6 protein-coding genes, 1 tRNA gene and 3 rRNA genes are annotated in these 12,784 nt (G+C 51.7%); 9 read left to right on the top strand and 1 reads right to left on the bottom strand.

The features are described 5' to 3' along the window. Positions 1 to 127: 127 nt before the first annotated feature. The 9 genes from rluD (at position 128) to GJ746_RS18870 (ending at position 12,432) form a co-directional block, all read left to right on the top strand. On the top strand, positions 128 to 1,108 hold the full coding sequence (rluD, locus tag GJ746_RS18910; RefSeq protein WP_154681573.1) for a 23S rRNA pseudouridine(1911/1915/1917) synthase RluD: 981 nt from the start codon (positions 128 to 130) through the stop codon (positions 1,106 to 1,108). Beyond that, on the top strand, positions 1,105 to 1,836 hold the full coding sequence (gene yfiH / locus GJ746_RS18905) for a purine nucleoside phosphorylase YfiH (RefSeq protein ID WP_154681572.1): 732 nt from the start codon (positions 1,105 to 1,107) through the stop codon (positions 1,834 to 1,836). The genes rluD and yfiH overlap by 4 nt, the downstream gene beginning before the upstream one ends. 128 nt (positions 1,837 to 1,964) lie before the next feature. Further along, positions 1,965 to 4,538, top strand: coding sequence for an ATP-dependent chaperone ClpB (gene clpB / locus GJ746_RS18900; protein ID WP_154681571.1), 2,574 nt, complete (start codon positions 1,965 to 1,967; stop codon positions 4,536 to 4,538). Between the two features lie 452 nt (positions 4,539 to 4,990). Continuing rightward, positions 4,991 to 6,530: ribosomal RNA gene (locus tag GJ746_RS18895) — 16S ribosomal RNA — on the top strand. A gap of 87 nt (positions 6,531 to 6,617) precedes the next feature. Beyond that, a tRNA-Glu gene (locus GJ746_RS18890) sits at positions 6,618 to 6,692 on the top strand. Positions 6,693 to 6,882: 190 nt separating this feature from the next. Then, positions 6,883 to 9,784, top strand: a 23S ribosomal RNA gene (locus GJ746_RS18885). A gap of 192 nt (positions 9,785 to 9,976) precedes the next feature. Beyond that, a 5S ribosomal RNA gene (gene rrf / locus GJ746_RS18880) occupies positions 9,977 to 10,092 on the top strand. The 16S, 23S and 5S rRNA genes sit together here with 1 tRNA gene alongside, the layout of an rRNA operon. A gap of 314 nt (positions 10,093 to 10,406) precedes the next feature. Beyond that, entirely contained in the window at positions 10,407 to 10,847 is a 441-nt protein-coding gene (locus tag GJ746_RS18875) for a DUF4385 domain-containing protein (protein WP_154681570.1), read from the top strand. Between the two features lie 286 nt (positions 10,848 to 11,133). Next, positions 11,134 to 12,432: an MFS transporter gene (locus GJ746_RS18870; protein ID WP_154681569.1), complete on the top strand. Its 1,299-nt coding sequence runs from the start codon at positions 11,134 to 11,136 to the stop codon at positions 12,430 to 12,432. Positions 12,433 to 12,434: 2 nt separating this feature from the next. Here GJ746_RS18870 and GJ746_RS18865 read toward each other — a convergent pair whose 3' ends face one another. Continuing rightward, positions 12,435 to 12,761, bottom strand: coding sequence for a YfiM family lipoprotein (locus GJ746_RS18865; protein WP_154681568.1), 327 nt, complete (start codon positions 12,759 to 12,761; stop codon positions 12,435 to 12,437). Between the last annotated feature and the right edge of the window lie 23 nt (positions 12,762 to 12,784).

Below are 12,784 nucleotides of genomic sequence, written 5' to 3'. Positions count from 1 at the left end.
TTTGACTTCCTCAAAATGTTTATGCGGGAGAATCTCTGTTCCTGCTCCCGATTAAGACCAGCTACAATAGCACACTATATTAAACGGCAAAGCCGTAAAACCCAACGTTAAAACGAAGAAGCTGTATATGGCACAACGAGTACAACTCAACGCAACGGTGTCCGAAAACCAACTCGGACAACGCTTAGATCAGGCTTTGGCCGAATTGTTCCCGGATTATTCGCGTTCACGCATAAAAGAATGGATCCTTGACCAGAGAGTGCTGGTAAACGGCAATGTCAGTGACAAGCCGAAAGAGAAAGTGCTGGGGGGAGAGACGATTGCTATCGATGTTGAAATCGAAGAAGAAGTTCGTTTCCAGCCACAGGATATTCCGCTCAATATCGTTTATGAAGATGATGACATCCTCGTAATTAACAAACCGCGCGATTTAGTTGTGCATCCCGGCGCGGGAAACCCTGACGGTACTGTGCTGAATGCGCTGTTGCACTACTATCCGGCCATTGCTGATGTGCCGCGTGCCGGAATTGTGCACCGTCTTGATAAAGACACCACCGGTTTGATGGTGGTGGCGAAAACTATACCGGCGCAAACCCGGCTGGTGGAGTCCCTGCAGCTGCGTGAAATCACCCGTGAGTATGAAGCGGTGGCCATCGGTCATATGACCGCAGGCGGTTCGGTTGAAGAACCGATTAGCCGCCACCCTACCAAGCGTACTCACATGGCGGTACATCCAATGGGAAAACCAGCGGTAACGCACTACCGAATTATGGAGCATTTTCGCATCCATACTCGCCTGCGTTTGCGTCTGGAGACCGGGCGTACGCACCAGATTCGCGTGCATATGGCGCACATCACCCATCCGCTGGTGGGCGATCAAGTGTACGGTGGGCGGCCGCGTCCGCCAAAAGGCGCATCGGAAGAGTTTATCGCTGCTCTGCGCAAGTTCGATCGCCAGGCTTTGCATGCCACCATGCTGCGCTTATACCATCCGATCAGCGGAATTGAGATGGAATGGCATGCGCCAATTCCACAGGATATGGTTGATTTAATTGATGCCATGCGCGCTGATTTTGAAGCTCATAAAGACGATATCGACTGGCTATGACTAAAGTGATTGTACCGCAATGGCCGACGCCGAAAGGCGTGGCTGCCTGTAGTTCCACGCGCGTTGGCGGGGTTAGCCTGCCGCCGTATGATTCACTCAATCTGGGGGCGCATTGCGGGGACAATCTACAGCACGTAGAAGAGAACCGTCGGCGCATGTATGCCGCAGGTGGTCTGCCTTCATACCCGGTGTGGCTGGAGCAGGTGCACGGTACGACTGTTTTGCAGCTCGATGGCGGGCCGTACGAGTCAAAGCGGGCGGATGCTTCCTACAGCAATGTCCCGGGGACGGTATGCGCGGTAATGACCGCCGATTGCCTGCCGGTGCTTTTTTGTAACCGCGCGGGTACAGAGATTGCGGCTGCCCATGCTGGCTGGCGCGGTCTGTGCGAAGGCGTGCTGGAGGAAACGGTCGCCTGTTTTGCCGATAAGCCCGAAAACATCATGGCATGGCTTGGTCCAGCCATTGGGCCGCAAGCTTTTGAGGTTGGCCCGGAAGTGCGTGAAGCCTTTATGGCAAAAGATGTCCAGGCAGAGCGCGCATTTCGCGCCGCAGGTGAAAAATATTTTGCTGATCTCTATCAACTGGCCCGTCAGCGTCTGGCGAGCGTTGGCGTTGAGCAGATTTTCGGTGGTGACCGTTGCACCCTCAGCGAAAAAGATGATTTTTTCTCTTATCGTCGCGACAAAACGACAGGTCGTATGGCAAGTTTTATCTGGCTGATATAACCTGCCGAACTAAGACGATCCAGAAGGCAAACTTATTTTTTGCATAGTTCAGGTCTTTAACCTTGAATAATTGAGGGATGACCTCATTTAATCTCCAGTAGCAAATTTGACCTGTTATGGGAGGAGTTATGCGTCTGGATCGTCTTACTAATAAATTCCAGCTTGCTCTTGCCGATGCCCAGTCTCTTGCGCTTGGGCACGACAACCAATTCATCGAACCTCTTCATCTTATGAGCGCCTTGCTGAATCAGGAAGGGGGATCGGTACGTCCTTTATTAACTTCGGCAGGTATCAACGCCGGAGAGTTACGCACCAATATTGAACAGGCGCTGAGCCGTTTGCCGCAGGTAGAAGGTACCGGTGGCGATGTTCAACCGTCTCAGGATTTAGTGCGTATCCTGAACCTTTGCGACAAGCTGGCGCAAAAGAGAAAGGATAACTTTATTTCGTCAGAACTGTTCGTTCTGGCAGCGCTTGAATCACGCGGCACGCTGACCGACCTTTTAAAATCCGCCGGAGCCACAACCGCTAACGTGAGTCAGGCGATTGAACAAATGCGCGGAGGTGAAAGCGTGAACGATCAGGGTGCCGAAGACCAACGTCAGGCATTGAAAAAATTTACGGTCGACCTGACCGAACGCGCCGAGCAGGGCAAACTTGACCCGGTAATCGGCCGTGATGAAGAAATTCGCCGTACGATTCAGGTTCTGCAGCGACGCACCAAAAATAACCCGGTACTCATTGGTGAACCAGGGGTGGGTAAAACCGCCATTGTTGAAGGGCTGGCGCAGCGGATTGTAAACGGAGAAGTGCCTGAAGGGCTGAAGGGCCGCCGGGTGCTGGCGCTGGATATGGGGGCGCTTGTCGCTGGCGCCAAATATCGCGGTGAATTTGAAGAACGCCTGAAAGGTGTCCTGAACGATCTCGCTAAGCAGGAAGGCAACGTTATTCTGTTTATCGATGAGCTGCACACCATGGTCGGTGCTGGTAAAGCCGACGGCGCAATGGACGCCGGTAACATGCTGAAACCGGCGCTGGCGCGTGGTGAACTGCACTGCGTTGGTGCTACGACGCTTGATGAATATCGCCAGTACATTGAAAAAGATGCTGCGCTGGAACGCCGTTTCCAGAAAGTGTTTGTGGCGGAGCCGACCGTTGAAGATACCATCGCGATTCTGCGCGGATTGAAAGAACGTTATGAACTGCATCACCATGTGCAGATCACCGACCCGGCAATTGTGGCTGCAGCGACGCTGTCTCACCGCTATATCGCCGACCGACAGCTGCCGGATAAAGCCATCGACCTGATCGATGAGGCTGCTTCCAGCATCCGAATGCAGATTGACTCAAAACCGGAAGAACTGGACCGGCTTGACCGTCGTATCATCCAGCTTAAGCTGGAACAGCAGGCGCTGAAGAAAGAGTCCGATGAAGCCAGTATTAAGCGACTGGATATGCTGAATGAGGAGCTGGCGGATAAAGAACGCCAGTATTCGATATTAGAAGAAGAGTGGAAGGCTGAAAAAGCGTCGCTCTCAGGAACCCAGACGATTAAAGCTGAGCTGGAGCAGGCCAAAATCGCTATTGAACAGGCGCGTCGCGTCGGCGATCTGGCGCGGATGTCTGAGCTGCAGTACGGCAAGATCCCGGAACTGGAAAAACAGCTGGCGGCGGCAACGCAGTCGGAAGGCAAGACGATGCGTCTGTTACGTAATAAAGTAACGGATGCGGAAATCGCGGAAGTGCTGGCTCGCTGGACGGGTATCCCGGTGGCGAGAATGCTTGAAGGCGAGCGTGAGAAACTGCTGCGTATGGAGCAGGAGTTGCATAGTCGCGTCATTGGTCAGAATGAAGCAGTTGAAGCGGTATCGAATGCGATCCGCCGTAGCCGTGCCGGGTTGTCCGATCCTAACCGCCCGATTGGCTCATTCCTGTTCCTGGGGCCTACCGGTGTGGGTAAAACGGAACTGTGTAAAGCGCTGGCCAACTTTATGTTCGATAGCGACGATGCGATGGTTCGCATCGACATGTCAGAGTTTATGGAGAAACATTCCGTTTCACGTCTGGTTGGGGCACCTCCGGGATATGTTGGCTATGAAGAAGGCGGCTATTTGACAGAAGCGGTCCGCCGCCGTCCTTATTCCGTCATCCTGCTGGATGAAGTGGAAAAAGCGCATCCCGATGTCTTTAACATTCTGCTGCAGGTTCTGGACGATGGACGTTTGACGGACGGGCAGGGGAGAACGGTCGACTTCCGTAATACGGTCGTCATCATGACCTCAAACCTCGGCTCCGATCTCATTCAGGAACGTTTTGGTGCGCTGGATTATAGTCACATGAAAGATCTGGTGCTGGGCGTGGTTAGCCAAAGCTTCCGTCCGGAGTTTATCAACCGTATTGATGAGGTTGTTGTATTCCATCCGTTGGGTGAAAAACACATTGCTTCGATTGCGCAGATTCAGCTGCAGCGGTTGTATAAACGTCTTGAAGAACGCGGCTACGAAGTCCATATCTCTGAAGACGCTCTGAAGCTGTTGAGCGAAAACGGCTACGATCCGGTTTATGGCGCTCGTCCTCTGAAACGAGCTATCCAGCAACAGATCGAAAACCCGCTTGCGCAGCAGATTCTTTCCGGTGAGCTGATTCCGGGTAAAGAAGTGCAGCTAGTCGTGAAAAACGATCGGATAGTAGCAGTGCAGTAACTCACAAAACCGCAAAAACGGGCCCTCAGGGCTCGTTTTTGTTTAAAAACCAGGCAATTGATTAATTTTAGCTAATGGCTTGGTTGAAAATTAAGCATGCGGAGTTTTTTTTTAAAATTCCCCTTGTCACGTCAGAATTACTCCCTATAATGCGCCTCCACTGACACGGAACAACGGCCAACAAGCCGCCGGGTTAGCGGGATTCAGCGATGAATGCCGGCAGAGAAAAGTGAAAATAATCGCTTGACTCTTTAGCGGGAAGGCGTAATATGCACACCCCACGCTGCAGCGAAAAGCGAAGCGGCACTGCTCTTTAACAATTTATCAGACAATCTGTGTGGGCACTCAAAGTGACATGGATTCTTAACGTCTTCGGACGAAAAATGAATACCAAGTCTCAAAGAGTGAACACGTAATTCATTACGAAGTTTAATTCTGTGAGCATCAAACTTAAATTGAAGAGTTTGATCATGGCTCAGATTGAACGCTGGCGGCAGGCCTAACACATGCAAGTCGAACGGTAGCACAGAGAGCTTGCTCTCGGGTGACGAGTGGCGGACGGGTGAGTAATGTCTGGGAAACTGCCTGATGGAGGGGGATAACTACTGGAAACGGTAGCTAATACCGCATAACGTCGCAAGACCAAAGAGGGGGACCTTCGGGCCTCTTGCCATCAGATGTGCCCAGATGGGATTAGCTAGTAGGTGAGGTAACGGCTCACCTAGGCGACGATCCCTAGCTGGTCTGAGAGGATGACCAGCCACACTGGAACTGAGACACGGTCCAGACTCCTACGGGAGGCAGCAGTGGGGAATATTGCACAATGGGCGCAAGCCTGATGCAGCCATGCCGCGTGTATGAAGAAGGCCTTCGGGTTGTAAAGTACTTTCAGCGGGGAGGAAGGTGTTGTGGTTAATAACCGCAGCAATTGACGTTACCCGCAGAAGAAGCACCGGCTAACTCCGTGCCAGCAGCCGCGGTAATACGGAGGGTGCAAGCGTTAATCGGAATTACTGGGCGTAAAGCGCACGCAGGCGGTCTGTCAAGTCGGATGTGAAATCCCCGGGCTCAACCTGGGAACTGCATTCGAAACTGGCAGGCTGGAGTCTTGTAGAGGGGGGTAGAATTCCAGGTGTAGCGGTGAAATGCGTAGAGATCTGGAGGAATACCGGTGGCGAAGGCGGCCCCCTGGACAAAGACTGACGCTCAGGTGCGAAAGCGTGGGGAGCAAACAGGATTAGATACCCTGGTAGTCCACGCTGTAAACGATGTCGACTTGGAGGTTGTTCCCTTGAGGAGTGGCTTCCGGAGCTAACGCGTTAAGTCGACCGCCTGGGGAGTACGGCCGCAAGGTTAAAACTCAAATGAATTGACGGGGGCCCGCACAAGCGGTGGAGCATGTGGTTTAATTCGATGCAACGCGAAGAACCTTACCTGGTCTTGACATCCACAGAAGTTTTCAGAGATGAGAACGTGCCTTCGGGAACTGTGAGACAGGTGCTGCATGGCTGTCGTCAGCTCGTGTTGTGAAATGTTGGGTTAAGTCCCGCAACGAGCGCAACCCTTATCCTTTGTTGCCAGCGGTCCGGCCGGGAACTCAAAGGAGACTGCCAGTGATAAACTGGAGGAAGGTGGGGATGACGTCAAGTCATCATGGCCCTTACGACCAGGGCTACACACGTGCTACAATGGCATATACAAAGAGAAGCGACCTCGCGAGAGCAAGCGGACCTCATAAAGTATGTCGTAGTCCGGATTGGAGTCTGCAACTCGACTCCATGAAGTCGGAATCGCTAGTAATCGTGGATCAGAATGCCACGGTGAATACGTTCCCGGGCCTTGTACACACCGCCCGTCACACCATGGGAGTGGGTTGCAAAAGAAGTAGGTAGCTTAACCTTCGGGAGGGCGCTTACCACTTTGTGATTCATGACTGGGGTGAAGTCGTAACAAGGTAACCGTAGGGGAACCTGCGGTTGGATCACCTCCTTACCTGAAAGAACCTGCCTTTGTAGTGCTCACACAGATTGTCTGATAGATGTAAAGAAGCAAGACGGCTGCGAAGTCGTGACACCTCGTGTCCCCTTCGTCTAGCGGTTAGGACTCCGCCCTTTCACGGCGGCAACAGGGGTTCGAATCCCCTAGGGGACGCCACTTGCTGGGTGTGAGTGAAAGGCACAACCAACCGGTATCTCAAAACTCATCTTCGGGTGACGTTTGAGATATTTGCTCTTTAAAAATCTGGATCAAGCTGAAAATTGAAACGACACACTGTTGAAGTGTGTTCGAGTCTCTCAAATTTTCGCGACACGAGGGTGTTTCACGAAACATCTTCGGGTTGTGAGGTTAAGCGACTAAGCGTACACGGTGGATGCCCTGGCAGTCAGAGGCGATGAAGGACGTGCTAATCTGCGAAAAGCGTCGGTAAGGTGATATGAACCGTTATAGCCGGCGATGTCCGAATGGGGAAACCCAGTGCAATTCATTGCACTATCGTTTGATGAATACATAGTCAAACGAGGCGAACCGGGGGAACTGAAACATCTAAGTACCCCGAGGAAAAGAAATCAACCGAGATTCCCCCAGTAGCGGCGAGCGAACGGGGAGCAGCCCGGAGTCTGAATCAGCGTGTGTGTTAGTGGAACGGTCTGGAAAGTCCGACGGTACAGGGTGATAGTCCCGTACACCAAAATGCACATGCTGTGAACTCGAAGAGTAGGGCGGGACACGTGGTATCCTGTCTGAATATGGGGGGACCATCCTCCAAGGCTAAATACTCCTGACTGACCGATAGTGAACCAGTACCGTGAGGGAAAGGCGAAAAGAACCCCGGCGAGGGGAGTGAAAAAGAACCTGAAACCGTGTACGTACAAGCAGTAGGAGCCTCCATGTGGGGTGACTGCGTACCTTTTGTATAATGGGTCAGCGACTTATATTCTGTAGCAAGGTTAACCGTATAGGGGAGCCGCAGGGAAACCGAGTCTTAACTGGGCGTTAAGTTGCAGGGTATAGACCCGAAACCCGGTGATCTAGCCATGGGCAGGTTGAAGGTTGGGTAACACTAACTGGAGGACCGAACCGACTAATGTTGAAAAATTAGCGGATGACTTGTGGCTGGGGGTGAAAGGCCAATCAAACCGGGAGATAGCTGGTTCTCCCCGAAAGCTATTTAGGTAGCGCCTCGTGAACTCATCTTCGGGGGTAGAGCACTGTTTCGGCTAGGGGGTCATCCCGACTTACCAACCCGATGCAAACTACGAATACCGAAGAATGTTATCACGGGAGACACACGGCGGGTGCTAACGTCCGTCGTGAAGAGGGAAACAACCCAGACCGCCAGCTAAGGTCCCAAAGTCATGGTTAAGTGGGAAACGATGTGGGAAGGCCCAGACAGGCCAGGATGTTGGCTTAGAAGCAGCCATCATTTAAAGAAGCGTAATAGCTCACTGGTCGAGTCGGCCTGCGCGGAAGATGTAACGGGGCTAAACCATGCACCGAAGCTGCGGCAGCGACACGATGTGTTGTTGGGTAGGGGAGCGTTCTGTAAGCCGTTGAAGGTGGCCTGTGAGGGCTGCTGGAGGTATCAGAAGTGCGAATGCTGACATAAGTAACGATAATGCGGGTGAAAAACCCGCACGCCGGAAGACCAGGGTTCCTGTCCAACGTTAATCGGGGCAGGGTGAGTCGACCCCTAAGGCGAGGCCGAAAGGCGTAGTCGATGGGAAACAGGTTATATTCCTGTACTTGGTGTTACTGCGAAGGGGGACGGAGAAGGCTATGTTGGCCGGGCGACGGTTGTCCCGGTTTAAGCATGTAGGCGGAGGCTCCAGGTAAATCGGAACCTTATTAACGCTGAGGTGTGATGACGAGGCACTACGGTGCTGAAGTGACAAATGCCCTGCTTCCAGGAAAAGCCTCTAAGCATCAGGTAACATCAAATCGTACCCCAAACCGACACAGGTGGTCAGGTAGAGAATACCCAGGCGCTTGAGAGAACTCGGGTGAAGGAACTAGGCAAAATGGTGCCGTAACTTCGGGAGAAGGCACGCTGATGGTAGGTGAAGTGACTTGCTCATGGAGCTGAACTCAGTCGAAGATACCAGCTGGCTGCAACTGTTTATTAAAAACACAGCACTGTGCAAACACGAAAGTGGACGTATACGGTGTGACGCCTGCCCGGTGCCGGAAGGTTAATTGATGGGGTTATCCTCGCGGAGAAGCTCTTGATCGAAGCCCCGGTAAACGGCGGCCGTAACTATAACGGTCCTAAGGTAGCGAAATTCCTTGTCGGGTAAGTTCCGACCTGCACGAATGGCGTAATGATGGCCAGGCTGTCTCCACCCGAGACTCAGTGAAATTGAACTCGCTGTGAAGATGCAGTGTACCCGCGGCAAGACGGAAAGACCCCGTGAACCTTTACTATAGCTTGACACTGAACACTGGTCCTTGATGTGTAGGATAGGTGGGAGGCTTTGAAGTGTGGACGCCAGTCTGCATGGAGCCATCCTTGAAATACCACCCTTTAATGGCTGGTGTTCTAACGTGGGCCCCTGATCGGGGTTGCGGACAGTGTCTGGTGGGTAGTTTGACTGGGGCGGTCTCCTCCTAAAGCGTAACGGAGGAGCACGAAGGTCAGCTAATCCTGGTCGGACATCAGGAGGTTAGTGCAATGGCATAAGCTGGCTTGACTGCGAGCGTGACGGCGCGAGCAGGTGCGAAAGCAGGTCATAGTGATCCGGTGGTTCTGAATGGAAGGGCCATCGCTCAACGGATAAAAGGTACTCCGGGGATAACAGGCTGATACCGCCCAAGAGTTCATATCGACGGCGGTGTTTGGCACCTCGATGTCGGCTCATCACATCCTGGGGCTGAAGTAGGTCCCAAGGGTATGGCTGTTCGCCATTTAAAGTGGTACGCGAGCTGGGTTTAGAACGTCGTGAGACAGTTCGGTCCCTATCTGCCGTGGGCGCTGGAGAATTGAGGGGGGCTGCTCCTAGTACGAGAGGACCGGAGTGGACGCATCACTGGTGTTCGGGTTGTCATGCCAATGGCATTGCCCGGTAGCTAAATGCGGAAGAGATAAGTGCTGAAAGCATCTAAGCACGAAACTTGCCCCGAGATGAGTTCTCCCTGACTCCTTGAGAGTCCTGAAGGAACGTTGAAGACGACGACGTTGATAGGCCGGGTGTGTAAGCGCAGCGATGCGTTGAGCTAACCGGTACTAATGAACCGTGAGGCTTAACCTTACAACGCCGAAGATGTTTTGGCGATTTGAGAGACGATTTTCAGCTCTGATTCAGAGTCCGAAGGATTTTACGCTGAGACAAGGCGGCAAGCGAAGCGATGGAAGGAGCATACTGAAGTATGTGACTGACATTCGCGAGAGCAGCCAACGCAGTATGAGCGTAAAAGACACAGGACAGAGTACAAAGAATTTGCCTGGCGGCAACAGCGCGGTGGTCCCACCTGACCCCATGCCGAACTCAGAAGTGAAACGCCGTAGCGCCGATGGTAGTGTGGGGTCTCCCCATGTGAGAGTAGGGAACTGCCAGGCATCAAACCAGTGAAGAGCCCATCCTGACGGATGGGCTTTTTGCGTTTTTGTCTTCCGCAAACATATCGATAAACTTCCCGTACCTATATGGGTAACATTCCATATCCTGACATAGGTAGCCTACGTGGATTATCATTTCTCCTGTAAATCTAACGGGGTCTTACTCCTCTTTTCAGCTTTCGTCCGTCTTTATAAAATAAGAATTTGCCGCTTTTATGCCGATTCTCTGTATACGATACAGAAAAGTCCTCCTTCTACACTTCTACCTTATGTACCAGGCTAATAAGGTGTTTTAGTCAATATGAGAGGAAACTGTGGCCATTAAGCCTTTTGATTACCAGCAAGATTTTTCCACCATCGATTTTCGCCAGCACCCGGAGCTGTATCAGGTAGGAAAAGGTGAGCAGGGCGTGCTGTTGGTTGAGCCCTATAAAAGCGAAATCCTTCCCTTCTGGCGCTACAAAGATGAAGCATCAGCAAACGAGTCGGCCAAAAAAATATATCAGCTCTTTGAGCATTATCGACAGCAGAATGATTTCGTCGGCATGGATATGGCACGAAAGTTTATTCAGATGGGCTACACGCGGGCAAGGCGCTATGCCAATTATAAAGGTGGTAAAAAATATGCAAAGGATGGCTCACTGAATACGCGAGGTAATGATCCTGTAAAGGCCGCAGCGGCGACCGTATTCAAGGCGTGGTGGGATAAGCTTCGTCAGGATGAAGATTATCTGTTACGAAAAAAGAAACACTAGGCTCGCTGGGGATAAAATCCTGCGTGGACATGCTTATCTCGTAGAATTGTCAAAGAAAGCAGGCTATATAAAAATCTGTTATAACCCGAGCTTCATCATATTTCACTTTTTAAAGCCTTCAGAATCTACTTTTCGTCGCGAAAACCCAGTGCCCGAAAAAAAATGTGAATAATATCACAAACTAAAAAATAACAATTATATAACATTTGGTTCACTAATTGATTTGTCCGATTGCGTTGGTTCACCCGACACGGCAGATTGCAGTCTTTGCTGGAGCAGAATTACAATGACAGAGAGCAGTATTAGCGAGCGTGAATCACCGGATCATGGTGATACCCGGCGCCGTGTATGGGCAATTGTAGGTGCATCCTCAGGGAATCTGGTTGAGTGGTTTGATTTTTACGTCTATTCATTTTGCTCACTCTACTTTGCGCACATCTTCTTTCCTTCCGGAAATACCACAACACAGTTGTTACAGACTGCTGGAGTCTTTGCTGCTGGCTTTCTGATGCGTCCGATCGGGGGATGGATATTCGGGCGCATTGCTGACCGCCGTGGACGTAAAACTTCTATGCTTATTTCAGTTTGCATGATGTGTTTTGGTTCACTGGTGATTGCCTGCTTACCGGGTTATGAAACGATAGGAACCTGGGCTCCGGCTTTGCTATTGCTTGCCCGTTTATTCCAGGGATTATCTGTCGGAGGGGAATATGGTACCGGTGCGACATATATGAGCGAAGTTGCCGTAGAGGGTAAGAAAGGTTTTTATGCCTCTTTTCAGTACGTCACGCTGATTGGTGGGCAACTTCTGGCGGTGCTGGTCGTGGTTGCATTACAGCAGATCCTCAGCGATGAAGATCTTCACGCGTGGGGATGGCGTATTCCCTTTGCACTTGGCGCAGTATTAGCCGTTGTGGCCCTGTGGTTGCGACGCCAATTAGATGAAACGTCTAAACAGGAAACTCGCTCCTTAAAAGAGGCGGGCTCGTTTAAAGGGCTATGGCGTAACCGCAAGGCATTTATTATGGTGCTGGGCTTTACTGCCGCGGGGTCATTAAGTTTTTATACTTTCACCACCTATATGCAGAAATATCTGGTCAATACTGCAGGCATGACGGCGGGTACCGCCAGCATGATTATGACCGCTGCTTTATTTGTTTATATGCTGGTTCAGCCGCTTTTTGGCGCTCTCTCGGATAAGATTGGTCGCCGTAGTTCTATGCTCTGCTTTGGCGTACTGGTCACCGTCTTTACGGTTCCGATTCTGAATGCGCTACAGAATGTAAGTTCGCCGTATGCGGCATTTGCATTAGTGATATGTGCGCTGCTAATCGTGAGCTTCTATACCTCAATCAGCGGTATTCTGAAGGCCGAAATGTTTCCAGCCCAGGTACGTGCTCTGGGCGTTGGGCTTTCTTATGCCGTCGCCAATGCGCTGTTTGGGGGCTCGGCGGAGTATGTCGCGCTATCGTTAAAATCAGCGGGAATTGAGCATGCCTTTTACTGGTACGTGACCGTCATGGGAGCCATTGCTTTCCTGGTTTCCCTGACGCTACACCGTAAGGGTAAAGGACTCCGTTTGTAGGGTTATTGATGTGCCAGTTGCCATACCGCATAGCCGGTTGTGGCTCCTGCCACATCCCAGGCAAAGTCCTTCCAGCTCCAGCCGCTCCCGGATGGGCGGCTGTCCCATAGCTCCTTCGACGCGCCTAAGCTCACCGAAAACATAAAGCCAATTGCGGCGCTGCGGTCGCGACTATAGCCCTGATGCTGAGCATATTCATTGCCCGCCGCAGAGAGCATCGCTGATGCGAGAAAGTGTTGGGCTTTATCCTGACCGCTCCATGAATCATTAGCCATATGGCTACAGCCAGTCAGTAATAATAGCGGGGCGATAAGCATGATGAGGCGCATAGAAAGTCCAGGAAAAAAGCCCC

It is taken from the genome of Klebsiella oxytoca (genome assembly GCF_009707385.1).
In the GTDB taxonomy this organism is placed as follows: Bacteria; Pseudomonadota; Gammaproteobacteria; order Enterobacterales; family Enterobacteriaceae; genus Klebsiella; species Klebsiella oxytoca_C.
The sequence above is the reverse complement of the archived record's forward strand: the minus strand, read 5'-3'. Positions and strand labels throughout refer to the sequence as shown.